Consider the following 25,699-nt stretch of genomic DNA (forward strand, 5'->3'; position numbering starts at 1 on the left):
TCTGTGCCCGGCCCCCCGCCCCGGACGTACCGGGCTTCGCTTGTCGTCTGATGTGCCCTGCACCTTCATCAGTGAAACCGGGAGTGAAAGGTAGAGTCCGGCGGCGTGCACCTCAAGGCCCTGACCCTGCGTGGTTTCAAATCGTTCGCGTCCGCCACCACCCTGCGGTTCGAACCAGGGATCACCTGCGTCGTCGGTCCCAATGGATCCGGAAAGTCCAATGTGGTGGACGCGCTCTCCTGGGTCATGGGGGAACAGGGCGCCAAATCCCTGCGCGGCGGCAAGATGGAAGACGTGATCTTCGCCGGGACGACCGGGCGGCCCCCGCTCGGCCGCGCCGAAGTTTCGCTGACCATCGACAATTCCGACGGTGCATTGCCCATCGAGTACGCCGAAGTGACGATCACTCGGATCATGTTCCGCAATGGCGGCAGCGAATACCAGATCAACGGTGACACCTGCCGGCTGCTCGACATCCAGGAGCTCCTCTCCGACTCCGGCATCGGCCGCGAGATGCACGTCATCGTCGGCCAGGGTCAGTTGGACTCCGTGCTGCACGCCGACCCGATGGGCCGCCGGGCCTTCATCGAGGAGGCCGCGGGCGTGCTCAAGCACCGCAAGCGGAAAGAGAAGGCGCTGCGGAAGCTGGACGCCATGGGCGCCAACCTGGCCCGCGTCCAGGACATCACCGACGAACTGCGCCGCCAGCTCAAACCGCTCGGCCGGCAGGCCGCCGTCGCCCGCCGGGCCGCCGTCATCCAGGCCGACCTGCGCGACGCCCGGCTCCGGCTCCTCGCGGACGACCTGGTGAACCTGCGGGACGCGCTGCGCGACGAGATCGCCGACGAGGCGGAGCTGAAGAAGCGCAAGGACGCGGCCGAGGCCGAGCTGAGGACGGCGCTCGCCCGCGAGGCCGAGCTGGAGGGCGAGGTGCGCCGGCTCGCGCCCCGGCTCCAGCGCGCCCAGCAGACCTGGTACGAGCTGTCGCAGTTGGCCGAGCGGGTCCGCGGCACGGTCTCGCTGGCCGACGCCCGGGTCCGCAGCGCCTCCGAGGCCCCCGCCGAGGAGCGCCGGGGCCGCGACCCCGAGGACCTGGAGCGTGAGGCCGCCCGGATCCGCGAGCAGGAGGCGGAGCTGACGGCGGCCCTGGAGGCGGCCGAACACGCGCTGGAGGACACCGTCGCCCACCGCGCCGACCTGGAACGCGAGCTGGCCGCCGAGGAGCGCCGGCTCAAGGACGCCGCCCGTGCCATCGCGGACCGGCGCGAAGGGCTCGCCCGGCTGAACGGGCAGGTCAACGCGGCCCGCAGCCGGGCCGGTTCGGCACAGGCCGAGATCGACCGGCTGGCCGCCTCCCGCGACGAGGCGCAGGACCGCGCGGTGAGCGCCCAGAAGGAGTACGAGCAGCTCAAGGCCGAGGTCGACGGACTGGACGCGGACGACGAGGAGCTGGCCGCTCGCCACGAGGAGGCCAAGCACGCGCTCGCCGAGGCCCAGGCTGCCCACAGCACGGCACGGGACGGGGTCACGGCCGCCGAGCGCAGGCGGGCGGCGGTCGCGGCCCGGCACGAGGCGCTGGCACTGGGGCTGCGCCGCAAGGACGGTACGGGCGCGCTGCTCGGGGCCCGGGACCGGCTGGCCGGACTCCTCGGCCCGGCCGCCGAGCTGCTGACCGTCGAGCCCGGGTACGAGGTCCCGGTCGCGGCCGCCCTCGGCACGGCGGCGGACGCGGTGGCCGTCACCGACCCGGCCACGGCCGCCGACGCGATCCGGCTGCTGCGCGAACGGGACGCGGGGCGCGCGGCGATGCTGCTGGGCGCGGACCCCACGGACGCTGTGGACGCCCGGGCCCACCACGTACCCGAACAGGTGCAGGCACGGGAGGAGCCGGAGAAGCCCGAGTCCGCCGCGCTGCTGCCCGGACAGGGGGGCGTCCAGGGTGGCGCGGAGCCCGAGTCCGCCGCGCTGCCCGGACAGGGGGGTGCCCACGGTGGCGCGGAGCCCGAGCCCGCCGCGCGGCACGGCGGCCGGGATGCCGCCGCCTTCCCGAACGGTCGTGCCGAGACGGCTGCCGCCCTCGCCCCGCCCGCCGTCGCCGACCTCGTGCGCGGGCCCGCCGCACTGGTCGGGGCCGTACGCCGTCTCGTGCGGGACATGGTGGTCGTCAGGACGCTGGAGGACGCGGAGGAGCTGGTCACCGCGCACCCCGGGCTGACCGCGGTGACCGGTGAGGGCGACGTGCTGTCCGCCCACTTCGCCCAGGGCGGGTCGGCCGGGGTGCCCAGCCTCCTGGAGGTGCGGGCCTCCGTCGACGAGGCCGCCGCCGAGCTGGCCGGCCTCGCCGTACGGTGCGAGGAGCTCGCAGGGGCCCAGCGCTTGGCGGAGGAGCGGCGTACGGAGCGGACCGCGCTCGTCGAGGAGCTGGGGGAGCGCCGCCGGGCGGCCGAGCGGGAGAAGTCCGGCTTCGCCCAGCAGCTCGGGCGGCTCGCCGGGCAGGCCAGGGGCGCGGCCGGGGAGGCCGAGCGCATGACCGCGTCCGCGGCCCGCGCCCAGGAGGCCCTGGAGCGGGCGACGGAGGAGGCCGAGGAGCTGGCCGAACGGCTGCTGGTCGCCGAGGAGACCCCGGCCGAGGAGGAGCCCGACACCTCCCGGCGGGACCGGCTCGCCGCCGACGGGGCCAACGCCCGCCAGACCGAGATGGAGGCCCGGCTCCAGGCCCGTACGCACGAGGAGCGGGTCAAGGCGCTGGCCGGGCGCGCCGATTCGCTGGACCGGGCAGCCCGTGCCGAACGGGAGGCGCGCACCCGTGCCGAACAGCGCCGGGCCCGGCTGCGGTACGAGGCCGAGGTCGCCTCGGCCGTCGCCTCCGGGGCCCGTCAGCTGCTGGCGCACGTCGAGGTGTCCCTCGTCCGGGCCAGCCAGGAGCGGACGGCGGCCGAGGCGGCGAAGGGCGAGCGGGAGCGCGAGCTGGCCGTGGAGCGCGACCGGGGCCGGGGGCTGAAGGGGGAGTTGGACAAGCTCACCGACTCGGTCCACCGGGGCGAGGTGCTGGGAGCGGAGAAGCGGCTGCGGATCGAGCAGCTGGAGACGAAGGCCCTGGAGGAGCTGGGCGTGGAGCCCGCGGGGCTGGTCTCCGAGTACGGGCCGGACCAGCTCGTGCCGCCCTCGCCCGCGGCGGAGGGCGAGGAACTGCCGGAGGACCCGGAGCATCCCCGTAACCGGCCGAAGGCGTATCTGCGGCCGGAGCAGGAGAAGCGGCTGCGGGCGGCCGAACGGGCGTACCAGCAACTCGGGAAGGTGAATCCGCTCGCCCTGGAGGAGTTCTCGGCGCTGGAGGAACGGCACAAGTTCCTGTCCGAGCAGCTTGAAGACCTGAAGAGGACCCGGGCCGATCTGCTCCAGGTGGTCAAGGAGGTCGACGAGCGGGTCGAGCAGGTCTTCACGGAGGCCTACCGGGACACCGCCCGTGAGTTCGAGGGCGTCTTCTCGCGGCTCTTCCCCGGCGGCGAGGGGCGGCTCGTCCTGACCGACCCGGACAACATGCTGGCCACCGGAGTGGACGTCGAGGCGCGCCCGCCGGGCAAGAGGGTGAAGCGGCTCTCCCTGCTGTCGGGTGGCGAGCGGTCCCTGACGGCGGTGGCGCTGCTGGTCTCGATCTTCAAGGCCCGGCCCAGCCCGTTCTACGTGATGGACGAGGTCGAGGCCGCGCTCGACGACACCAATCTGCAGCGGCTGATCCGGATCATGGAGGAGCTCCAGGAGAGCTCCCAGCTGATCGTGATCACGCACCAGAAGCGGACGATGGAGGTCGCCGACGCGCTGTACGGCGTGTCCATGCAGGGCGACGGGGTCTCGAAGGTCATCAGCCAGCGGTTGCGCTGACTTTTTACCAGATCATCAGAAGTTCAACGCACCTTTTGTGTGCTCCTGGGTACACGCAGCTCGACCCATCATTTGACTTCACTTCTTGAACGCATAAACTCTGCAAAGTTGATCTCACCTTCAAGTGGTGGCGGGCCGGATGTTGTGCCCCACTGGGAAGGCTCACCCCCCACGTCTGACTTGCGGCCAGGCATCAGGAGTTCACGTGACCAGCGCATCGCCCGGACCGGCGTCCGGAGCCCGAGCGGCCCATCCGGACCACCTCGGCCATGTCATCTTCATCACGGCCGCCGCGGCGATGGGCGGCTTCCTCTTCGGCTACGACAGCTCCGTCATCAACGGGGCCGTCGAGGCGATCCGCGACCGGTACGACGTCGGCTCCGGAACGCTCGCCCAGGTCATCGCCATCGCGCTGATCGGCTGTGCGATCGGCGCCGCCACCGCCGGACGGATCGCGGACCGGATCGGCCGCATCCGCTGCATGCAGATCGCCTCGGTGCTCTTCACTGCCAGCGCCCTGGGCTCCGCGCTGCCGTTCTCGCTCTGGGACCTGGCGATGTGGCGGGTCATCGGCGGTTTCGGCATCGGCATGGCCTCCGTGATCGGCCCGGCCTACATCGCCGAGGTCTCCCCGCCCGCCTACCGCGGTCGGCTCGGTTCCTTCCAGCAGGCCGCGATCGTCATCGGTATCGCGGTCTCGCAGCTGGTCAACTATGCCATCCTCCAGATCGCCGACGGCGATCAGCGGGGCGACATCCTCGGCCTGGAAGCCTGGCAGTGGATGCTCGGCGTGGAGGTGGTCCCGGCCGTCCTGTACGGTCTGCTCTCCTTCGCGATCCCCGAGTCCCCGCGCTTCCTCATCTCGGTCGGCAAGAAGGACCGGGCGCGGAAGATCCTCGAAGAGGTCGAAGGCGAGAGCGTCGACCTCGACGCCCGCGTGGCCGAGATCGAGACCGCCATGCACCGCGACCACAAGTCCTCCTTCAAGGACCTGCTCGGCAGCCGCTTCTTCTTCCTGCCCATCGTCTGGGTCGGTATCGGCCTCTCGCTCTTCCAGCAGCTCGTCGGCATCAACGTGGCGTTCTACTACTCGGCGACGCTGTGGCAGTCCGTCGGCATCAATCCCAGCGACTCGTTCTTCTACTCGTTCACCACCTCGATCATCAACATCATCGGTACGGTGATCGCGATGGTGCTGGTCGACCGGGTGGGCCGCAGGCCTCTGGTCCTCATCGGCTCCACCGGTATGGCGATCGCGCTCGCCGCCGAGGCGTGGGCCTTCTCCGCGGACCTAGTCGACGGCAAGCTGCCCGAAACCCAGGGCGCGGTTGCCCTGATCGCCGCCCATACCTTCGTGCTGTTCTTCGCCCTGTCGTGGGGTGTCGTCGTCTGGGTCTTCCTGGGCGAGATGTTCCCGAACCGGATCCGCGCGGCGGCCCTCGGCGTCGCCGCCTCCGCGCAGTGGATCGCCAACTGGTCCATCACCGCGAGCTTCCCGAGCCTGGCCGACTGGAACCTTTCGGGGACGTACGTCATCTACACCTGCTTCGCCGTGCTCTCGATCCCCTTCGTGCTCAAGTTCGTGAAGGAGACCAAGGGCAAGGCGCTGGAGGAGATGGGCTAAGGGGGCGCCCGGTCGGCCGGGCCGGGCTCGCGTGCCCCCGCTGCCCCTCTCCTCGCTCGACGGTCCCGGCTCACCGAGCCGGGACCGTCGGCTTCCCCAGGGCCTCGCAGAACAGCCGCAGGCTGCTCCACCCCTCCTCCACCGGCATCCCGCCGCACAGCGGATGCAGCACCAGGCTCTGGGCTTCCAAGGCCTTCAGACCGTCCGGCGTGACGATCCGGTACACTCCCTCCTCGCGCAGCTCCGCCACCGTCGCCGCCGCCGAGCGCACCGCGGAGCGGATGTCCTCGGACTGCCAGGACGCGTACGTCCGGGCCTCGTGCAGGAAGTGCTCGCCGTACTCGGCCCATGTACGGTCCGGATCCTCGGAGACGTGCAGCAGTGGCGTCTCGGCCGCGGGCATCATGCAGAAGCCCTCCGTCCCGTGCTCCGCGCGCTGCTCGTGGTAGTACGCCTCCAACTCCGGCAGATGAGCGCTCGGGAACAGCGGCAGTCCCAGCCGGGCGGCCCGTCGCGCCGCCGCCCGCGAGCTGCCGCCGACCAGCAGCATCGGGTGCGGCCGCGTGTAAGGGCGCGGGGTGACGCGTACCGTACGGCCCCGGTACGCGAACGGCTCCCCGGTCCACGCCGCCAGCAGCGTCTCCAGCAGCTCGTCCTGGAGCCTGCCGCGCCGCCCCCACTCGACCCCGGCCCGCTCGTACTCCTCGGGGCGGTAGCCGATCCCCGCGACCGTCACCAGCCGGCCCGCGCTCAGCAGGTCCAGCACCGCGATGTCCTCCGCGAGCCGCAGCGGATCGTGCAGCGGCCCGATGATCGCCGAGACGGTCACCGCGATTCGGCGGGTGGCGCCGAAGACCGCTCCGGCGAAGGTGAACGGGGAGGGCAGCCATGAGTTCGCCACCCCGTGGTGCTCCTCGGTCTGCACCGTGTCGACACCGTGCTCGTCCGCGTACGCCGCCATCTCCAGCGCGGCGCGATAGCGGGCCGAGAGCGCCGCGGGTTCGGCTTCGGGGTCGACGAGATTGAACCGGACCACTGTGAAGGCCATCGGAGGCGTCCCTTCGCCGAGGCGGGCAGGCGAGCGTTCTGGCGGTCGGCGGCACCGTAGCTGACGCAGTGTCAGAAGTGTAGGTGCCGGTGTTCGCATTGCCGCCAAAAGGTGCATATGGCCCCGATGGATCGCCGGGTGCCGGCCGGACCAGCGTCCGCGGCACGGCCGTGGCCGATACTGGACGGGTTATGGAACTCGTCGAAATCGTCATCCTCGCTGTAGTCATCGCCCTGGTCGCTGTCGGCCTGGTCGGCGGGCTCGTGGTCGGCAGCCGCAAGAAGAAGCTGCCGCCCCCGCCGCCGAGCGCGCCGACCATCACTCCTCCCGCCGAACCGCAGGTCGGCGAGGAGGCCGAGACGTCGCGCGACGAAGCGCGGCGCACCATCGACGAAGTCGGCCTCCCGGACGCCACCGCGCCCGTGGAGGAGGCCCCGGTCGCCGAGGCCCCCGCGCCGCCCGCGCTGGAGGTCCCCGAGCCCACCGCCGGCCGGCTCGTCCGTCTGCGGGCCCGGCTCGCCCGCTCGCAGAACTCGCTCGGCAAGGGGCTTCTCACCCTGCTCTCCCGGGACAACCTCGACGAGGACACCTGGGAGGAGATCGAGGACACCCTCCTCACCGCCGACGTCGGCGTCGCCCCCACCCAGGAACTGGTCGAGCGGCTCCGTGAGCGCGTCCGCGTGCTCGGCACCCGCACCCCCGAGGACCTGCGCACCCTGCTCCGTGAAGAGCTGATCACCCTGCTCGGCCCGGACTTCGACCGCGAGGTCAGGACCGAGGGCGGTGCCGAGACCCCCGGCGTCGTCATGGTCGTCGGCGTCAACGGCACCGGCAAGACCACCACCACCGGCAAGCTGGCCCGGGTGCTCGTCGCCGACGGGCGCAGCGTGGTGCTCGGCGCGGCCGACACCTTCCGCGCCGCCGCCGCCGACCAGCTCCAGACCTGGGGCGAGCGCGTCGGCGCCCGCACGGTCCGCGGGCCCGAGGGCGGCGACCCGGCGTCGATCGCCTACGACGCGGTCAAGGAGGGCATCGCCGAGGGCGCGGACGTCGTCCTCATCGACACCGCCGGCCGGCTGCACACCAAGACCGGCCTCATGGACGAGCTGGGCAAGGTCAAGCGCGTCGTGGAGAAGCACGGCCCGCTGGACGAGATCCTGCTCGTCCTCGACGCCACGACCGGACAGAACGGCCTCGTCCAGGCCCGGGTGTTCGCGGAGGTCGTGGACATCACCGGCATCGTCCTCACCAAGCTCGACGGCACCGCCAAGGGCGGCATCGTCATCGCGGTCCAGCGCGAGCTGGGCGTACCGGTGAAGCTGATCGGTCTCGGCGAGGGGGCGGACGACCTCGCCCCGTTCGAGCCGGGCGCCTTCGTGGACGCTCTCATCGGTGACTGACCCGCGTTCTTGAACCCGGCACGGCCCCCGCGCGGCGGACGGGCGGCGGCTCCTGCGAGGAGCATGCCGCCCGTCCGCCGTTTCCGTACCCGCTTCGAGCGCTACGAGCGGTGGCAGATGTACGCCAGTGTCCCCAGCAGCAGCCGCGCCTGCGGGGGAGCGGCCACCGTGTCCAGCTTCGGAGGCCGCAGCCAGCGGACCGGGCCGAGGCCGCCGAGGTCACAGGGCGGGGCGGTGATGTGCGCCCCCGGGCCGAGAGCGCGCAGGTCGAGGGCCGCGTCGTCCCAGCCCATCCGGTAGAGCAGCTCGGGCAGTCCGGCGGCGGCCCCGGGGGCGACGAAGAACTGCGCCCGCCCGGTCGGCGTCACCGCGACCGGCGCCGACGGCAGTCCCATCCGCTCCATCCGGACCAGGGCACGCCGCCCGGCCTGCTCCGCGACCTCCAGGACGTCGAAGGAGCGGCCCACCGGCAGCAGCATCGCCGCTCCCGGCGTCTCGGCCCAGGCATCCGACGCGCGGTCCAGGCCGGTGCCCGGCGGGACCTCCCGGGCGAAGCCCAGTGGGTGCGCTCCCGGCGCCGGGCAGGCCGGCTCGCCGCACGAGCAGGAGCCGGCCTCGGCCCGTGCTCCGGGCGTCACCGCCCAGCCCAACAGCCCTGTGTACTCGGCCACCGCCGTGCCCTCGGTGGAGCGGTGGCGTCGCCGCGCACCGGATCGCATCTCCCGGATGCCGCCGATCGTGAAGCCCATGCCCCCTCCAACGGGTCCGACTCGTCGGTGGTTACGACCCGCGTTGCCCGGGTAACCCTCCGTCGCTGAATCTCGATCGAGTGGCGTGCGCGGTAGTGCGAAAGGTGGTGCGACACGGCGTGCGCGCCCCCGAGTGCTTCCGTCCGCTCACCCTCGGTCCTGGTCGCTCAAGTCAAGCGCGCCCGGCGCCAGTCGGGTTCATTCGAAGGGGTGGCGAATGGTGGCGTTTCCTCAATCCCCCTCGCGGGAGAGGTGATCGTAGGATTACCGTCGGTATACGAGCTCTGGGAGTATGTGCACCCACGGGTATGCCGCAGGCGACCCGATTCCCTGTTCGATGGTGTCGGTGATGTCGTGATGTCGACGGGGGTGCAACTCCCGTCCGGACAGCACCGATACACGGCATTCTGAATAATGGTTCGCGCGATGAGGTTTCAGCGGGATGGGGGCGTTCCAGTGAGTGGCAGCGGCGCAGGCGACACGGATGCCGGAAAGCGCCCCAACGGGCAGTTGGGGTCATGGTTCGTGCGCAGCGGCTGGTCCAAGGGCGAGCTGGCACGCCAGGTGAACCGGCGGGCGCGGCAGATGGGCGCCCACCACATCAGCACCGACACCTCCCGGGTACGGCGCTGGCTCGACGGGGAACAGCCGCGGGAGCCGATCCCGCGCATCCTCTCCGAGCTGTTCTCGGAGCGCTTCGGCGCCGTCGTCGCCGTCGAGCAGCTCGGGCTGCGCACCGCCCACCAGTCACCCTCGGTGGCCGGTGTCGACCTGCCGTGGGCCGGCCCCCAGACCGTCGCCCTGCTCAGCGAGTTCTCCCGCAGCGACCTGATGCTCGCCCGGCGCGGCTTTCTCGGCAGCTCGCTGGCGCTGGCCGCGGGGCCCGCCCTCATCGAGCCGATGCAGCGCTGGCTGGTGCCCGTCCCCGCCCAGGGCCCCGGCGAGCCGGAGTCCCCGGCCGCCGCCCACCGCCCCTCCCGGCTCTCCCGGCCCGAGCTGGACCTGCTGGAGTCGACCACCGCGATGTTCCGGCAGTGGGACGCCCAGTGCGGCGGCGGACTGCGCCGCAAGGCCGTCGTCGGGCAGCTGCACGAGGTCACCGACCTGCTCCAGGAGCCGCAGCCCGGACCCACCGCCCAGCGGCTCTTCCGCTGCGCCGCCGAACTGGCCGAGCTGGCGGGCTGGATGAGCTACGACGTCGGCCTCCAGCCCACCGCTCAGAAGTACTTCGTGCTCGCCCTGCACGCCGCCAAGGAGGCCGGGGACAAGCCGCTCGGCAGCTACATCCTGTCCAGCATGAGCCGTCAGATGATCCACCTGGGCCGCCCGGACGACGCCCTGGAGCTGATCCACCTCGCGCAGTACGGCAGCCGCGACTGCGCCACCTCCCGTACGCAGGCCATGCTGTATGCGATGGAGGCCCGCGCCTACGCCAACATGGGCCAGCCCAGCAAGTGCAAGCGGGCCGTCCGGATGGCCGAGGACACCTTCCTGGACGCCGGCCTCGACGGCGAGCCCGAGCCCGACTGGATCCGCTTCTTCTCCGAGGCCGAGCTGAACGGGGAGAACGCCCACTCCTACCGCGACCTGGCCTACGTCGCCGGCCGCAGCCCCACCTACGCCTCGCTCGCCCAGCCCGTCATGGGCAAGGCCGTCGAGCTGTTCGAAGAGGACGACGAGCACCAGCGCTCCTACGCGCTCAATCTCATCGGCATGGCCACCGTCCACCTCCTCCAGCGCGAGCCGGAGGAGTCCACCGTGCTCGCCACCCGCGCCCTGAAGATCGCCAAGAAGGTCCGCTCCGAGCGGGTGAACACCCGCCTGCGCAAGACCGTCGACACCGCTGCCAGGGACTTCGGCGATGTCGCCGACGTCGCCCGGCTCACCGAGCTGCTCCACGAACAGCTGCCGGAGACCGCCGAAGCGGTCTGACCGGCACCCCGGCCCCGGCCGCGGCGCCCCTTCCGTACAGCCCGACTCGGCTCCCCCATTGCCTGGTCACACGGAGGGTCGCCGTGGCCGGTTTCGTGCTTCTCCGGCTCCTGGGCGTTTCAACCGCACCGTATGCGGCGTGCGCCGCATGGTAGGCAGGGCACCGGACGCGCCACCCCGGATTCATTCGGCCGTAACACGCGCCCCCTCTTCGTCACGCTCGCGAAACATCGTGCGGCATCCCCGGAAACGGCGCTCGGCCAATCTCATGGCCCATAACCGGCCCGCACCTTCCCAGTGGTCCCGCAGCATTCCCCCGCACGCCGCGGCCGCACCGACGACGAGGAGACGCCGATGCCCCCAGGCATCACGACGCTTGCCGCAGACGCCCCTGAGCTGTCTGCCGCCAACACCGGGTTCATGCTCATCTGCTCGGCCATGGTGATGCTCATGACCCCCGGCCTGGCCTTCTTCTACGGAGGCATGGTCCGCGTCAAGAGCACCCTCAACATGCTGATGATGAGCTTCATCAGCCTCGGGATCGTCACGATCCTGTGGGTGCTCTACGGATTCAGCCTCGCCTTCGGCTCCGACGTCGGCTCGGTCATCGGCTGGAGCTCCGACTACGTCGGCCTCAGCGACATCGGAGTCAACGAACTCTGGGACGGCACCACCATCCCGGTGTACGTCTTCGCCGTCTTCCAGCTGATGTTCGCCATCCTCACCCCGGCCCTGATCAGCGGCGCGCTTGCCGACCGCGTGAAGTTCACCGCGTGGGCACTGTTCATCGTCCTGTGGGTCACCATCGTCTACTTCCCCGTCGCCCACTGGGTCTGGGGCTCGGGCGGCTGGCTCTTCGAGATGGGCGTCATCGACTTCGCCGGCGGTACGGCCGTCCACATCAACGCCGGTGCCGCCGCCCTCGGCGTCATCCTGGTCATCGGCAAGCGCGTCGGCTTCAAGAAGGACCCGATGCGGCCGCACAGCCTGCCGCTCGTCATGCTCGGTGTGGCGCTCCTGTGGTTCGGCTGGTTCGGCTTCAACGCCGGATCCTGGCTCGGCAACGACGACGGCGTCGGCGCGGTCATGTTCCTGAACACCCAGGTCGCCACCGCCGCGGCCGTCCTCGGCTGGCTCGTCTACGAGAAGCTGCGCCACGGCTCCTTCACCACGCTGGGCGCCGCCTCCGGCGCGGTCGCCGGTCTCGTCGCCATCACCCCGGCGGGCGGCTCCGTCAGCCCGCTCGGCGCCATCGCGATCGGCGCCATCGCCGGTGTCGTGTGCGCCATGGCGGTCGGACTGAAGTACAAGTTCGGCTACGACGACTCCCTCGACGTCATCGGCGTCCACCTCGTCGGCGGCATCATCGGCTCCCTCCTCGTCGGCTTCTTCGCCACCGGCGGCGTCCAGTCCGACGCCAAGGGCCTCTTCTACGGCGGCGGCCTCGAACAGCTCGGCAAGCAGACCGTCGGCGTCGTCGCCGTCCTCGCGTACTCTCTGGTCGTCTCCGCCCTCATCGCCCTCCTGCTCGACAAGACCATCGGGATGCGGGTCTCCGAGGACGACGAGATCTCCGGCATCGACCAGGTCGAGCACGCCGAGACGGCGTACGACTTCAGCGGCGCTGGCGGCGGCACGGTCTCCCGCACCGCCGCACCGGCCCAGGACCCGACGGCAGCATCGAAGGCAAAGAAGGTGGACGCATGAAGCTCATCACCGCAGTCGTGAAGCCCCACCGGCTGGACGAGATCAAGGAGGCCCTCCAGGCCTTCGGCGTCCAGGGGCTCACCGTCACCGAAGCCAGCGGTTACGGGCGGCAGCGCGGCCACACCGAGGTCTACCGGGGCGCCGAGTACACCGTCGACCTGGTGCCCAAGATCCGCATCGAGGTCCTCGTCGAGGACGAGGACGCCGAACAGCTCATCGAGGTCGTCGTGAAGGCCGCCCGTACCGGCAAGATCGGGGACGGGAAGGTCTGGAGCGTCCCGGTCGAGACCGCCGTCCGCGTCCGGACCGGCGAGCGCGGCCCGGACGCCCTCTGACCTACGGCCCGCAAACGGAAGGCAGCTGGGTGACGCGTACCGAAGTGACCACCGAAACCGAAGGCTCGGGACCCAGCGGCTACGCGGCGGCCCGGCTGCGCCTCCTCCAGCAGGAGGCGCGGTCCGGGCCGCCGCGCCGTGCGGCCCTCGCCCGCCTCACCGACGACTGGCTCACCGGCCTGTTCACCGCCGCCGCGACACGCGCCGGGGTGCGGGGCGCCGCCCTCGTAGCCGTCGGCGGCTACGGCCGCGGCGAGCTCTCCCCGCGCAGCGACCTCGACCTGCTCCTCCTGCACGACGGCAGCGCCGCCGCGGCGGCCCTCGCAGCCCTCGCCGACGCCGTCTGGTACCCGGTCTGGGACCTGGGTCTGGCCCTCGACCACTCAGTACGCACCCCCGGCGAGGCCCGGAAAACCGCGGGCGAGGACCTCAAGGTCCAGCTCGGCCTGCTGGACGCCCGCCCGGTCGCAGGCGACCTCGGCCTCGTCGCCTCCCTGCGCACCGCGATCCTCGCCGACTGGCGCAACCAGGCCCCCAAACACCTCCCCGCCCTCCACGAGCTCTGCCAGGAACGCGCGGAACGGATGGGCGAGCTCCAGTTCCTCCTGGAACCCGACCTCAAGGAGGCCCGCGGCGGCCTCCGCGACGCCACCGCCCTGCGCGCCGTGGCCGCGTCCTGGGTCGCCGACGCCCCCCGAGAAGGCCTCGCCGAGGCCCGCGGGGTCCTCCTCGACGCGCGTGACGCCCTCCACCTCACTACCGGGCGCGCCACCGACCGGCTCGCCCTCCAGGAACAGGACCAGGTCGCCCAGGCCCTCGGCCTCCTCGACGCCGACGCACTGCTGCGCAAGGTCTACGAGGCCGCCCGCACCGTCTCGTACGCCACCGACGTCACCTGGCGCGAGGTCAACCGCGTCCTGCGCGCCCGCTCGGTACGCCCCCGGCTCCGCGCCATGCTCAGCGGCGGCCGCGCCTCCGCCAGGTCCGCTCCCGAACGCACCCCGCTCGCCGACGGTGTGGTGGACGCGGACGGCGAAGTGGTCCTCGCCCGCGCCGCCCGCCCCGAACGCGACCCGGTCCTCACCCTGCGCGCCGCCGCCGCTGCCGCCGAGGCCGGACTCCCGCTCTCCCGCCACCTCGTCCGCCACCTGGCGACCACCGCCCAGCCGCTGCCGGTCCCGTGGCCCCCCGAGGCCCGCGAGGAACTCGTCACCCTGCTCGGCGCGGGAGAGGCCACCGTCGGCGTCTGGGAGGCACTCGAAGCGGAAGGGATCATCACCCGGCTGCTGCCCGACTGGGAACGCGTCCACTGCCGCCCCCAGCGCAACGCCGTCCACACCTGGACCGTCGACCGGCACCTCGTGGAGACCGCCGTCCGCGCCGCCTCCCTCACCCGCCGCGTCCACCGCCCCGACCTCCTCCTGGTCGCCGCCCTGCTCCACGACATCGGCAAGGGCTGGCCCGGCGACCACTCCGTGGCAGGCGAGGTCATCGCCCGGGACATGGCCACCCGCATCGGCTTCGACCAGTACGACGTGGGCGTCATCGCCACCCTCGTACGCCACCATCTGCTGCTCGTCGAGACCGCCACCCGGCGCGACCTGGACGATCCCGCCACCGTGCGGTCGGTCGCCGCCGCGGTCTCCAGCACCTCCACCCTGGAACTGCTGCACGCCCTCACCGAGGCCGACGCGCTCGCCACCGGCCCCGCCGCCTGGAGCTCCTGGCGCGCCTCCCTCGTCACCGACCTGGTCAAGCGCGTCGCCGCCGTCCTCGCCGGGGAGCTCCCCGAGGAGCCCGAGGAGACCGCGCCCAGCGCCGAGCACGAACGCCTCGCCGTCGAGGCCCTGCGCACCGGCGAACCCGTCCTCGCGCTGCACACCCGGCCCGAGGAGCCCGCCGGGGACGGCGAGGTGGAACCCGTCGGCGTCGAGCTCCTCATCGCCCTGCCCGACCGCCCCGGCGTCCTGCCCGCCGCCGCCGGGGTCCTGGCCCTGCACCGCCTCACCGTGCGCGCCGCCGACCTGCGCGCGGTGGAGCTCCCCAACGAGCTGGGGGAGCGGGCGGACCTGCTGCTGCTCAGCTGGCGGGTCGCCGCCGAGTACGGGTCCCTCCCGCAGGCCGCCCGCCTCCGCGCCGACCTCGTACGCGCCCTCGACGGCTCCCTGGGCATCCGGGCCCGCCTCGCCGAGCGGGAGGCCGCCTACCCGCGCCGGCGCGGCGTGAAGGCCCCACCGCCCCGGGTGACCGTGGCCGCCGCGGGCTCCCGCCGCGCCACCGTCATCGAGGTCCGCGCCCAGGACGCCCCGGGGCTGCTGCACCGGATCGGCCGGGCCCTGGAACAGAGCGCGGTACGGGTGCGCAGCGCCCATGTCTCCACGCTCGGCGCCAACGCCGTGGACGCCTTCTACGTCACCGGGACCGACGGCGAACCCCTGTCCCCGGCCCGGGCCGCCGAGGTCGCCCGGGAGGTCGAGAAGACCCTCGGCTGACCGTTTACGACAAGCCCTCGTCCGGCAGGTTCCGGGCGAGGGCTTGGTGTTCTCCGGGGGACGGATACCCTGGAGGGCGACCGACCTGCCCCGCCCCCGACCCTGAGGACCGACGAGCGCCGTGTTCGATACTCTCTCCGACCGCCTTAGCGCGACTTTCAAGAACCTCAGGGGCAAGGGCCGCTTGTCCGAGGCGGACATCGACGCCACGGCACGCGAGATCCGTATCGCCCTGCTGGAAGCCGACGTCGCCCTGCCCGTGGTCCGGGCCTTCATCGCCAACGTGAAGGAGCGGGCGCGCGGCGTCGAGGTCTCCCAGGCGCTGAACCCCGCCCAGCAGGTCGTCAAGATCGTCAACGAGGAGCTCGTCTCCATCCTCGGAGGCGAGACCCGGCGGCTGCGGTTCGCCAAGACCGCGCCGACCGTGATCATGCTCGCCGGCCTCCAGGGTGCCGGTAAGACGACGCTGGCCGGAAAGCTCGGCCTCTGGCTCAAGGGCCAGGGCCACTCCCCGCTGCTCGTCGCCTGTGACCTCCAGCGCCCCAACGCCGTCAACCAGCTGAGCGTCGTCGCCGAGCGCGCCGGCGTCGCGGTGTACGCCCCCGAGCCGGGCAACGGCGTCGGCGACCCGGTCCAGGTCGCCAAGGACTCCATCGAGTTCGCCAAGGCCAAGGTCCACGACATCGTCATCGTCGACACCGCCGGCCGCCTCGGCATCGACCAGGAGCTGATGCGGCAGGCCGCGGACATCCGCGACGCCGTCAGCCCCGACGAGATTCTCTTCGTCGTCGACGCGATGATCGGTCAGGACGCGGTCAACACCGCCGAGGCCTTCCGCGACGGCGTCGGCTTCGACGGCGTGGTGCTCTCCAAGCTCGACGGTGACGCCCGTGGTGGTGCGGCCCTGTCGATCGCCCATGTCACGGGCAAGCAGGTCATGTTCGCGTCGAACGGCGAGAAGCTGGAGGACTTCGACGCGTTCCACCCGGACCGGATGGCCTCCCGCATCCTCGACATGGGTGACCTGCTCACCCTGATCGAGCAGGCGGAGAAGACGTTCAGCCAGGAAGAGGCCGCCAAAATGGCCTCGAAGCTGCAGTCGAGCAAGGGCGGCAAGGACTTCACGCTCGACGACTTCCTGGCCCAGATGGAGCAGGTCCGCAAGATGGGCTCCATCTCCAAGCTGCTCGGGATGCTGCCCGGCATGGGGCAGATCAAGGACCAGATCAACAACATCGACGAGCGCGACATCGACCGCACCGCCGCGATCATCAAGTCGATGACCCCCAAGGAGCGCGCCGAGCCGACGCTCATCAACGGCTCGCGCCGGGCCCGTATCGCCAAGGGTTCGGGCGTCGAGGTCTCCGCGGTCAAGAGCCTGGTGGAGCGCTTCTTCGAGGCCCGCAAGATGATGTCGAAGATGGCCCAGGGCGGCGGCATGCCCGGGATGCCGGGGATGCCCGGCATGGGCGGCGGCCCCGGCCGTCAGAAGAAGCAGGTCAAGCAGGCCAAGGGCAAGCGCAAGAGCGGCAACCCCATGAAGCGCAAGGCCGAGGAGGCCGCCGCCGCGGAGCGCCGCGAGCAGGCTGCCGCACAGGGCGGCGCGTTCGGCCTGCCGGCCCAGGAGGACAAGGACTTCGAACTGCCGGACGAGTTCAAGAAGTTCATGTAGCGAGATCCGAGCAGCACGCGTAAGGGGCGCCCTCTCTCAAGGGCGCCCCTTACGTATGTACTGAAGCCTTGCGTATGTCCTTGAAGCGGGCCGCTCAGGTCACGCAGACCAGATACCGGAAGACGTTCGGCATCCACACCGTGCCGTCCTGTCGCCGGTGCGGACGCAGGGCCTCCGCGACCTCCTTCTCCACCTGGGAGCGGTCCGTGGCCCGTACGGCGGCGTCGAAGAGCCCGGTGGACAGCAGCCCGCGCACCGCGCTGCTCACGTCCGCGTAGCCGAACGGGCAGGACACCCGCCCCGAACCGTCCGGCTTCAGCCCGGCCCGCGCCGCCACATCCTCCAGATCGTCCCGGAGCGTGGGCCGCCACCTGCCGGGCTCCGTACGCGGCGGGCACGCGGCCTCCGCGAGCCGGGCGGCCACCCGCAGCACCGCCGCCGTGGCGCAGCGCTCCGGCGGACCCCAGCCGGTCAGCACCACCGTGGCGCCCCGGACGGCCAGCGGCACGGCCGACCGCAGCGCCGGCACCAGCCCCTCGGAGTCCCCGGCCGCGCAGCCGATCGGCTCGAAGACCGTGATCAGGTTGTACGGGGCGCCGTCCGCACCGGCGGGTGCGGGCCGCCCGTCCTCCAGCAGCCGGGCCCGACGGCGGGCCGGGTGCGGGGAGTGCGCGGGCGCGTCGTCCCGGTCGGCGTCGGGCAGCAGCCGCGCGCGGGCCAGCGCAAGGCGCTCACGGTCGGAGTCCACACCCGTGACGTGCGCCCCCCGGGCCGCCGCGACGAGCATCGCGAGGCCCGAGCCGCAGCCGAGGGACAGCATCCGGGTGGCGGCCCCGACTTCCATCCGGTCGTACACCGCTTCGTACAGCGGCGTGAGCATGCGTTCCTGGATCTCGGCCCAGTCGCGTGCGCGGGTACCGGCGTCCGCCGGCGCGGAGGCATCCGCGTCCAGGTGGTTCCGGACGAGCGTTGGTGTCATGGAAAGTGCCCCAATCCGCCAAGAGGTCGGTCGTGCCCGAGTGGACGTCACCCGTGTGCGTATGCTCCGCACCCCGTAGCCAGAGAACTGCGCATCCGCCGTTCCGTCCAGGGGGTGTGGAGCAGTGCTCGCGTGCACCGGTCGTGCGCCCCTTCCCACGTCTGCTCTCCGACCAGTCTTACCCGACACCCCGCGCCGGGCACGTCGAGCGCGGCGGCGGGTAGTCTCTGGGGCGGATTCGTCAGGACCGCGGGCCGCCCGCGGTCCTGACATCCGAAGCGCCGGGCGCACCGCACGCTGTGCACCACCTTGGTGTGAGCTGTGCGTCTTCTCCGCAGTTCTGCGTACCCGCCCTCGTCCGGACGCATCAACGGCAACTGACTGGTACGTGCAAATTATTTGGGATGCCCCGGAATAGGAACACCGGGGCCCTCGGACTCGTTGTCACGACGTGAGCACGACACCACCTGTACTTGCCGCAGAGCTGGCACAGGCGTGGGCCGACATTCAGCGGTACCACGCCGAGCTGCCCGATCTTGCCGCGCCCGAGTCCCTGATCGGAGAGTCCTCGTCCGCCTGTGGCGCCGAGCTCTCCTTCGAGCGACTGCTCCATGAGGCAGTCCACGGCATCGCCGCCGCGAGAGGAGTCCGAGACACCTCCCGCGCCGGCCGCTACCACAACCGACGCTTCCTCGCGATCGCCGAGGAGCTGGGCCTCGATCATGCCGAGGAACCCCACCCCAGCAGCGGATTCTCGCTGGTCACGCTGAATCCGGAAGCCAAGCGCCGGTACCGTCCGACCACCGAACGGCTGCAGCGCGCCCTCAAGGCGCACACCGTCGCCACCGCCGCCGACACCAAGCGCTCCTTCCGCGGACCTGCCGCCCGGCACGGTTCCTCCGGGGGCGGTGTGCGGGTCAAGGCCGTCTGCGACTGCGGACGCAACGTCCGCGTCGTCCCTTCGGTCCTGGCGCAGGCGCCGATCGTCTGCGGCGGCTGCGGCAAGCAGTTCCGGATCCCGGAAGCGGTCGCGGTGGGGTGAGCCGATGGCGTGTGGCACAATGGCTAGCTGTACTCGACAGTCGCACAGGACCCCTCTCTCCTCCGGCTGACGCGTCCATCGGGCACTCCGAGTACCGCAACCCCACGTGGCATCTTGTTGTGCCCAACCACGTCATAGACCAGGAGACACCACTTCCGTGGCAGTCAAGATCAAGCTGAAGCGTCTGGGCAAGATCCGTTCGCCTCACTACCGCATCGTCGTCGCCGACTCCCGTGTCCGCCGTGATGGCCGGGCCATCGAGGAGATCGGCCTGTACCACCCGGTGCAGAACCCCTCGCGCATCGAGGTCAACGCAGAGCGCGCGCAGTACTGGCTGTCTGTCGGCGCCCAGCCGACCGAGCCGGTCCTCGCGATCCTGAAGCTCACCGGTGACTGGCAGGCCCACAAGGGCCTCCCGGCCCCCGCGCCGCTGCTGCAGCCGGAGCCCAAGGCTGACAAGCGCGCGCTGTTCGAGGCGCTGACCTCGGACGGCGACGAGGCCAAGGGTGAGGCCATCACCCCCAAGGCCAAGAAGTCCGACAAGAAGGCGGACGAGGCGGCTGAGGCCCCCGCGTCCACCGAGTCGACCGAGGCCTGAGCATGCTCGAGGAGGCTCTCGAGCACCTCGTGAAGGGCATCGTCGACAACCCCGACGACGTGCAGGTTGCCGAGCGCACCCTGCGCCGCGGGCGCGTGCTGGAGGTCCGGGTCCACCCCGACGACCTCGGCAAGGTGATCGGCCGCAACGGCCGCACCGCTCGCGCTCTGCGTACGGTCGTGGGCGCCATCGGCGGCCGTGGGATCCGCGTCGACCTCGTCGATGTGGACCAGGTTCGCTGATAAGCGAGTTGAACACCGGCCAGGGCCGGGGAGGGCCTTCGGGCCGTCCCCGGCCTTTGTCGTCGGCCACCCGGACGTTTCCGCGAACAGGCCGACGTCCCCACCCCACCCATCGGAGAACAGCGTGCAGTTGGTAGTCGCACGGATCGGCCGTGCCCACGGCATCAAGGGCGAGGTCACCGTCGAGGTACGAACGGACGAGCCGGAGCTGCGGCTCGGACCCGGCGCCGTCCTGGCCACCGAACCGGCGGAGACGGGTCCGCTGACGATCGAGACCGGCCGCGTCCACAGCGGCAGACTGCTGCTGCGCTTCGAGGGTGTGCGCGACCGCACGGGCGCCGAGGCCCTGCGCAACACCCTGCTGATCGCCGACGTGGACCCGGAGGAGCTTCCCGAGGACGAGGACGAGTTCTACGACCACCAGCTGATCGACCTCGACGTGGTGCTCACCGACGGCACCGGGATCGGCCGGATCACCGAGATCTCCCACCTGCCCTCACAGGACCTGTTCATCGTGGAGCGCCCCGACGGCTCCGAGGTGATGATCCCCTTCGTGGAGGAGATCGTCACGGAGATCGACCTGGAGGAGCAGCGCGCGGTCATCACCCCGCCGCCCGGCCTGATCGACGAGAGCGAGGCCGTGGTCGCCTCCTCGCGCGACGAGGAAGAGGCCCCCGGGAGCGCGGGCGAGGCGCCGAAGGGCGACGCCTGATGCGGCTCGACGTCGTCACGATCTTCCCGGAGTACCTGGAACCGCTGAACGTCTCCCTCGTCGGCAAGGCCCGCGCCCGCGGCGTGCTGGACGTCCACGTCCACGATCTGCGGGAGTGGACGTACGACCGGCACAACACGGTCGACGACACCCCCTACGGCGGCGGCCCCGGCATGGTCATGAAGACCGAGCCCTGGGGCGAGGCGCTGGACGAGGCCCTGGCCGACGGCTACGAGGCCGGGGCGCACGCCCCGGTGCTCGTCGTGCCCACGCCCAGCGGCCGCCCGTTCACCCAGGAACTGGCCGTCGAGCTCTCCGCCGAGCCCTGGCTGGTCTTCACCCCGGCGCGGTACGAGGGCATCGACCGCCGGGTGATCGACGAGTACGCCACCCGGCTGCGGGTCGTCGAGGTCTCCATCGGGGACTACGTGCTGGCCGGCGGGGAGGCGGCCGTCCTGGTGATCACGGAGGCCGTGGCCCGGCTGCTGCCCGGCGTCCTCGGCAACGCCGAGTCCCACCGGGACGACTCCTTCGCACCCGGCGCGATGGCGAACCTCCTGGAGGGGCCCGTCTACACCAAGCCGCCCGAGTGGCGCGGCCGGTCCATCCCGGACGTCCTGCTCAGCGGCCACCACGGCCGGATCGCCCGCTGGCGGCGGGACCAGGCCTTCGCCCGCACCGCCCTCAACCGGCCCGACCTGATCGAGCGGTGCGAGGCGAGCGCCTTCGACAAGAAGGACCGCGAGATCCTCTCCATCCTCGGCTTCGCACCGGAGCCCGGCGGCCGATTTTGGCGCAGGCCCACCGCCGTGGAAGAATAGGTCGCTGCTGTACGTCCGGTGTGCGCCCCTGCCACAGGGGGAAAGACGCCCGCCCGACGCGATCAGCACTCCGAACTCTTCAACGACATCCCGTCGATGACCTGTGGCATCGGCGAAGAAAGCAGAAACCATGTCTTCCCTGCTCGATGGCGTCAACGCCGCCTCCGTCCGTACGGACCTCCCGGCGTTCCGCGCCGGTGACACCGTCAACGTCCACGTGCGCGTGATCGAGGGCAGCCGCTCCCGTATCCAGCAGTTCAAGGGCATTGTCATCCGCCGCCAGGGCTCGGGCGTCAGCGAGACCTTCACGGTCCGCAAGGTCTCCTTCAGCGTCGGCGTCGAGCGCACCTTCCCGGTGCACAGCCCGATCTTCGAGAAGATCGAGCTGGTCACCCGCGGTGACGTCCGTCGCGCCAAGCTGTACTTCCTCCGTGAGCTGCGCGGCAAGGCCGCGAAGATCAAGGAGAAGCGCGACAACTGAGCTGCCGCTCGCCTGCACAGCCCGGCCGGATAAGCTTCGGCCGCGATGGACACGCAAGCACAGCACTCGGAGCGCGACCGCTCCTCGGAACCCGACGCGGGGTCCGGGGGGAGGTCGCGCTTTTCGCGTACGCGGGAGCGTGTCGCCTCCGCGCTGTCCTGGCGGCGAGTGCTCGCCGGGGTGGTCCTGGCCACTGTCGTCCTGCTGCTGTTCAGCTCCTACGTGGTCCAGCCCTTCCTGATCCCCAGCCGCTCGATGGAGCCCACGCTGCAGGTCGGGGACCGGGTCCTCGTCAATAAGCTGGCGTACCGTTTCGGCGCCGAGCCCGAGCGCGGCGACGTGGTGGTCTTCGACGGCACCGGCTCGTTCGTCCGGGAGGACCTCGACGCGAACCCCCTGACCGGTCTTGTCCGCGGGGCGGCGTCCTCCCTCGGGCTCGCGGAGCCCGACGACACCGACTTCGTGAAGCGGGTGGTGGGCGTGGGCGGCGACCGCGTCGTCTGCTGCGACGCGCGGGGGAGGCTCGCGGTCAACGGCGTAACGGTGCACGAGCCGTATCTGTACCCCGGTGACACCGCTTCCCGGGCGCCCTTCGACATCGTGGTGCCCGCCGGCACCCTGTGGATGATGGGCGACCACCGCAGCCGCTCCAGCGACTCCCGGGACCATCTCGGATCACCCGGGGGCGGGATGGTCCCCGTCGAGCGGGTGACCGGCCGGGTGGACTGGCTGGGCTGGCCGCCCGCCCGGACGGGGTCACTGGAGGGGACCGGCGCCTTCGGCGGCGTACGGGCGCCCGGCGGGGCGCATGGGTAACCGCGGGCGTCCGCGCGGCGCACCCGATCCCGACGCGTCCCTGCCGACCGGGACCAGGCCCACCGCGCCGCGCTCGCTGCCCACCCGGGCGGAACGCCGCCGGCTCGCCCGGAAGGTCCGGCGCAAGCGCCGCGGGTCCGCCGTGAGGGAGATACCCGTCCTCATCGTCGTGGCGCTGCTGATCGCGCTCGTCCTGAAGACGTTCCTGGTCCAGGCGTTCGTCATTCCGTCCGGGTCGATGGAGCAGACCATCCGTATCGGCGACCGGGTGCTCGTGGACAAGCTGACCCCGTGGTTCGGATCGAAGCCGCAGCGCGGTGACGTCGTGGTGTTCAAGGACCCCGGCGGCTGGCTCCAGCAGGAGAACCCCGGGGAGAGGAAGGACCCGCCGATCGGCGTCAAGCAGGTCACCGAGCTGCTGACCTTCATCGGGCTGCTGCCGTCCGACGACGAGCAGGACCTGATCAAGCGGGTCATCGCGGTCGGCGGTGACACCGTGAAGTGCTGCGGCGAGGACGGCCGGGTCACCGTCAACGGCGTACCGCTGGCCGAGACGTACCTCCACCCCGACGACCGGCCCTCGACCATCTCGTTCGAGGTCACGGTTCCCCGGGGTCGGCTGTTCATGATGGGGGACCACCGGTCCGACTCCGCCGACTCCCGCTTCCACCTCGACGAACCCGACCGGGGCACGGTCTCCGAGGAAGAGGTCGTGGGGCGGGCCGTCGTGATCGCCTGGCCGCTCGGCCACTGGAGCACCCTGGAGGAGCGTGAGGCCTTCACCGCGGTTCCGGACGAGCGCTCGTCGGAGGCAGCGGTTCCGGCACCGTCGAATAGTGTGGCACCTCCGGATCCCTATGGAATGGTCCGGCTCCCGACCCCTGCGGAACTCCCGCTCGTTATGGGAGTGGTGGGCCTGCACCGGATCGGGCGCGGGCAGTGGCACGTATTGAGGAGTGGATGTGGGGGATTTGGCGGTCGGCGCACGATCCGGACACGACGAACCCGAGGACCGGCCGGAGCGCGACGAGTCACCCGCCGGCGGGGCGGCGGACCCGCCGGGGGGTGAGGGCGACACTCCGGGCGACGACGGTGGCAGGCCTCCCAGGAGGCACCGTTCCTTCTGGCTGGAGCTCCCGCTGCTCGTCGGCATCGCCCTGGTTCTGGCGCTGCTGATCAAGACGTTCCTGGTCCAGGCGTTCTCGATCCCCTCGGACTCCATGCAGAACACTCTGCAGCGGGGCGACCGGGTGCTGGTCGACAAGCTGACCCCGTGGTTCGGCTCGGAGCCGGAGCGCGGCGAGGTCGTGGTCTTCCACGACCCGGGCGGCTGGCTGGAGGACACCGTGACCCCGGAGCCCAACGTGGTGCAGAAGTTCCTGAGCTTCATCGGCCTGATGCCGTCCTCCGAGGAGAAGGACCTGATCAAGCGGGTCATCGCGGTAGGCGGCGACACCGTGGAGTGCAAGGAGAACGGGCCGGTCACGGTCAACGGGAAGAGCCTGGACGAGAAGTCGTTCATCTTCCCGGGGAACACCCCGTGCAACGACAAGCCCTTCGGCCCGATCACGGTGCCGGACGGCCGGATCTTCGTCATGGGCGACCACCGGCAGAACTCCCTGGACTCGCGCTACCACCAGGAGCTGCCCGGAGAGGGCACGGTCTCCACGGACGAGGTCGTCGGCCGCGCCGTCGTCGTCGCCTGGCCGCTGGGACGCTGGGCGACCCTTCCGGTCCCGGACACCTTCGACCAGCCCGGTCTGAACGCGGCCGCCGCGATGGCGCCGGCGGCACTGGGCGTGGCCGGAGCGGTGCCCCTCGTGCTGTGGCGCCGCCGGAGGCTGACCGCCGGGCGTACCGCCGGGTAGGGTGCCGACTCGGATCAGCGATTGTCGATCTCCGACGGGGGAGCGCTGGGATGAGCGGTACAGGACGCAAGGAAGACGGCCGCAGCCGGCTCGGCGCCATGGTGTCGGGCATGGCGGTGGCCGTCGGCTGTGTGCTCTTCCTCGGCGGTTTCGTCTGGGCGGCGGTGGTCTACCAGCCGTACACGGTCCCGACCGCCTCGATGTCTCCCACGGTGAACCCCGGTGACCGGGTGCTCGCCGAGCGGATAGACGGCGCCGACGTCCGGCGCGGTGATGTGGTGGTCTTCACCGATCAGGTCTGGGGCGCTGTCCCCATGGTGAAGCGCGTCGTGGGGATCGGCGGCGACAAGGTGGCCTGCTGCGGCAAGGAGGGGCGGCTCACCGTCAACGGGAACCCCGTCGACGAGCCGTACCTCGACCGGGGCACCGCCGCCCCGGGCAAGGAGGCGCCGGCCTCGCCCCAGGACTTCTCCGCCACCGTGCCCAAGGGCCAGATTTTCCTGCTCGGCGACGAACGGGCCACCTCCCTGGATTCCCGGGTCCACCTCCAGGACGCCGGCGAGGGATCCGTACCGCTGAGCGCCGTGCGGGCCCGGGTGGACGCGGTGGCCTGGCCGATGAACGGCATGATCGACCGGCCCTCCTCGTTCGCCGCACTGCCCGGCGGGGTGTCCGCCGCCGGGCCGCTGCCGCTCCAGCTGGGCGCGATCCTGGCGGGCGTCGTGCTGATCCTCGGCGGCGCGGTGTACGGGCCTGTGGCAGCGCGCCTCGCCCGCCGGAAGACGGCCGCCGGAGGGGCCCGGTGACCTCCGGGGCCCGCAAGGTCGCCCGGGTGGTCCTCCTGGACCCCGACGACCGCGTGCTGCTGCTGCACGGCCACGAGCCGGACGACCCGGCCGCCACCTGGTGGTTCACCCCGGGCGGCGGTCTCGAGGGCGATGAGACACGGGAGCAGGCGGCCCGCCGCGAGCTCGCCGAGGAGACCGGCATCACGGACATCGAGCTGGGCCCGCTGCTCTGGACCCGGATCTGTTCCTTCCCGTTCGACGGGCGGCGCTGGGACCAGGACGAGTGGTACTACCTGGCCCGCACGGCACAGACCGCCACCGCCCCGCAGGGCCTCACCGACCTGGAACTGCGCAGTGTCGCCGGTCTGAGGTGGTGGACTTCCGCCGAACTGCTCGCGACGCGTGAGACGGTGTACCCGACCAGACTCGCCGAGCTGCTGCGCACGCTTCTCGACGAGGGCCCCCCGCGTGATCCGCTGGTTCTGGCCCCCGAAATCGTCTAACCGTCCAG

22 protein-coding genes are annotated in these 25,699 nt (G+C 71.6%); 19 read left to right on the forward strand and 3 right to left on the reverse strand.

What is annotated here, in order from left to right; all coding sequences use genetic code 11:
- The first annotated feature begins 105 nt into the window (after positions 1-105).
- Positions 106-3,882 (forward strand): AAA family ATPase, encoded by a 3,777-nt coding sequence (locus B9S58_RS29295; protein WP_103534984.1) that lies wholly within the window; start codon positions 106-108, stop codon positions 3,880-3,882.
- 205 nt (positions 3,883-4,087) lie between these two features.
- Positions 4,088-5,506, forward strand: coding sequence for a sugar porter family MFS transporter (locus B9S58_RS29300; protein WP_103534985.1), 1,419 nt, complete (start codon positions 4,088-4,090; stop codon positions 5,504-5,506).
- A 70-nt stretch (positions 5,507-5,576) separates the two neighbouring features.
- Here the strand turns inward: B9S58_RS29300 and B9S58_RS29305 are convergent, their stop codons facing one another.
- Positions 5,577-6,554 carry an LLM class flavin-dependent oxidoreductase gene (locus B9S58_RS29305; RefSeq protein ID WP_103534986.1) on the reverse strand — a complete coding sequence of 326 codons (978 nt, stop codon included), beginning with the start codon at positions 6,552-6,554 and terminating at the stop codon, positions 5,577-5,579.
- Between the two features lie 191 nt (positions 6,555-6,745).
- Between B9S58_RS29305 and ftsY the strand changes: the two genes are divergently transcribed.
- Positions 6,746-7,954, forward strand: a complete 1,209-nt coding sequence (gene ftsY, locus B9S58_RS29310) for a signal recognition particle-docking protein FtsY (protein ID WP_103534987.1) — start codon at positions 6,746-6,748, stop codon at positions 7,952-7,954.
- 101 nt (positions 7,955-8,055) lie between these two features.
- Here ftsY and B9S58_RS29315 read toward each other — a convergent pair whose 3' ends face one another.
- Positions 8,056-8,703: a bifunctional DNA primase/polymerase gene (locus B9S58_RS29315; RefSeq protein ID WP_103534988.1), complete on the reverse strand. Its 648-nt coding sequence runs from the start codon at positions 8,701-8,703 to the stop codon at positions 8,056-8,058.
- A gap of 456 nt (positions 8,704-9,159) precedes the next feature.
- Here B9S58_RS29315 and B9S58_RS29320 point away from each other — a divergent pair, with 456 nt between their 5' ends.
- The 5 genes from B9S58_RS29320 to ffh all read left to right on the forward strand — a co-directional run bounded on the left by B9S58_RS29320 (position 9,160) and on the right by ffh (position 16,841).
- Positions 9,160-10,635 carry a hypothetical protein gene (locus B9S58_RS29320; protein ID WP_103534989.1) on the forward strand — a complete coding sequence of 492 codons (1,476 nt, stop codon included), beginning with the start codon at positions 9,160-9,162 and terminating at the stop codon, positions 10,633-10,635.
- 354 nt (positions 10,636-10,989) lie between these two features.
- Positions 10,990-12,342 carry an ammonium transporter gene (locus B9S58_RS29325; RefSeq protein ID WP_103534990.1) on the forward strand — a complete coding sequence of 451 codons (1,353 nt, stop codon included), beginning with the start codon at positions 10,990-10,992 and terminating at the stop codon, positions 12,340-12,342.
- Positions 12,339-12,677, forward strand: coding sequence for a P-II family nitrogen regulator (locus tag B9S58_RS29330; RefSeq protein WP_003965965.1), 339 nt, complete (start codon positions 12,339-12,341; stop codon positions 12,675-12,677). The genes B9S58_RS29325 and B9S58_RS29330 overlap by 4 nt, the downstream gene beginning before the upstream one ends.
- A 29-nt stretch (positions 12,678-12,706) precedes the next feature.
- Positions 12,707-15,169, forward strand: a complete 2,463-nt coding sequence (locus B9S58_RS29335; RefSeq protein WP_103534991.1) for a [protein-PII] uridylyltransferase — start codon at positions 12,707-12,709, stop codon at positions 15,167-15,169.
- 121 nt (positions 15,170-15,290) lie between these two features.
- On the forward strand, positions 15,291-16,841 hold the full coding sequence (gene ffh, locus B9S58_RS29340) for a signal recognition particle protein (RefSeq protein ID WP_103534992.1): 1,551 nt from the start codon (positions 15,291-15,293) through the stop codon (positions 16,839-16,841).
- Between the two features lie 94 nt (positions 16,842-16,935).
- Here the strand turns inward: ffh and B9S58_RS29345 are convergent, their stop codons facing one another.
- Positions 16,936-17,820 carry a methyltransferase domain-containing protein gene (locus tag B9S58_RS29345; protein WP_103534993.1) on the reverse strand — a complete coding sequence of 295 codons (885 nt, stop codon included), beginning with the start codon at positions 17,818-17,820 and terminating at the stop codon, positions 16,936-16,938.
- 451 nt (positions 17,821-18,271) lie between these two features.
- Here B9S58_RS29345 and B9S58_RS29350 point away from each other — a divergent pair, with 451 nt between their 5' ends.
- The 11 genes from B9S58_RS29350 to B9S58_RS29400 all read left to right on the forward strand — a co-directional run bounded on the left by B9S58_RS29350 (position 18,272) and on the right by B9S58_RS29400 (position 25,691).
- Positions 18,272-18,862, forward strand: a complete 591-nt coding sequence (locus B9S58_RS29350; protein ID WP_103534994.1) for a hypothetical protein — start codon at positions 18,272-18,274, stop codon at positions 18,860-18,862.
- Between the two features lie 157 nt (positions 18,863-19,019).
- Positions 19,020-19,460: a 30S ribosomal protein S16 gene (gene rpsP, locus B9S58_RS29355; RefSeq protein WP_103534995.1), complete on the forward strand. Its 441-nt coding sequence runs from the start codon at positions 19,020-19,022 to the stop codon at positions 19,458-19,460.
- A gap of 2 nt (positions 19,461-19,462) precedes the next feature.
- Positions 19,463-19,702 carry an RNA-binding protein gene (locus tag B9S58_RS29360; RefSeq protein WP_003965959.1) on the forward strand — a complete coding sequence of 80 codons (240 nt, stop codon included), beginning with the start codon at positions 19,463-19,465 and terminating at the stop codon, positions 19,700-19,702.
- A gap of 124 nt (positions 19,703-19,826) precedes the next feature.
- On the forward strand, positions 19,827-20,414 hold the full coding sequence (gene rimM, locus B9S58_RS29365) for a ribosome maturation factor RimM (protein WP_103534996.1): 588 nt from the start codon (positions 19,827-19,829) through the stop codon (positions 20,412-20,414).
- Complete coding sequence (gene trmD / locus B9S58_RS29370) at positions 20,414-21,235, forward strand: tRNA (guanosine(37)-N1)-methyltransferase TrmD (RefSeq protein WP_103534997.1); 822 nt, start codon at positions 20,414-20,416, stop codon at positions 21,233-21,235. Before rimM ends, trmD begins: the two co-directional genes overlap by 1 nt.
- 130 nt (positions 21,236-21,365) lie before the next feature.
- A complete protein-coding gene (gene rplS, locus B9S58_RS29375) occupies positions 21,366-21,716 on the forward strand; it encodes a 50S ribosomal protein L19 (protein ID WP_103534998.1) in 351 nt (116 codons plus the stop codon).
- Between the two features lie 45 nt (positions 21,717-21,761).
- Complete coding sequence (gene lepB / locus B9S58_RS29380; protein ID WP_103534999.1) at positions 21,762-22,532, forward strand: signal peptidase I; 771 nt, start codon at positions 21,762-21,764, stop codon at positions 22,530-22,532.
- Complete coding sequence (gene lepB / locus B9S58_RS29385; protein ID WP_103535000.1) at positions 22,525-23,601, forward strand: signal peptidase I; 1,077 nt, start codon at positions 22,525-22,527, stop codon at positions 23,599-23,601. Before lepB (B9S58_RS29380) ends, lepB (B9S58_RS29385) begins: the two co-directional genes overlap by 8 nt.
- The gene (gene lepB / locus B9S58_RS29390; RefSeq protein WP_103535001.1) at positions 23,504-24,400 is read left to right on the forward strand and encodes a signal peptidase I; all 897 of its coding nucleotides are present in this window, start codon (positions 23,504-23,506) and stop codon (positions 24,398-24,400) included. The genes lepB (B9S58_RS29385) and lepB (B9S58_RS29390) overlap by 98 nt, the downstream gene beginning before the upstream one ends.
- A gap of 50 nt (positions 24,401-24,450) precedes the next feature.
- On the forward strand, positions 24,451-25,206 hold the full coding sequence (gene lepB, locus B9S58_RS29395; RefSeq protein ID WP_103535002.1) for a signal peptidase I: 756 nt from the start codon (positions 24,451-24,453) through the stop codon (positions 25,204-25,206).
- The gene (locus tag B9S58_RS29400) at positions 25,203-25,691 is read left to right on the forward strand and encodes an NUDIX hydrolase (protein WP_103535003.1); all 489 of its coding nucleotides are present in this window, start codon (positions 25,203-25,205) and stop codon (positions 25,689-25,691) included. The genes lepB (B9S58_RS29395) and B9S58_RS29400 overlap by 4 nt, the downstream gene beginning before the upstream one ends.
- Positions 25,692-25,699 lie beyond the last annotated feature (8 nt).

Source organism: Streptomyces sp. SM11 (assembly GCF_002910905.1).
Taxonomy (GTDB): domain Bacteria; phylum Actinomycetota; class Actinomycetes; order Streptomycetales; family Streptomycetaceae; genus Streptomyces.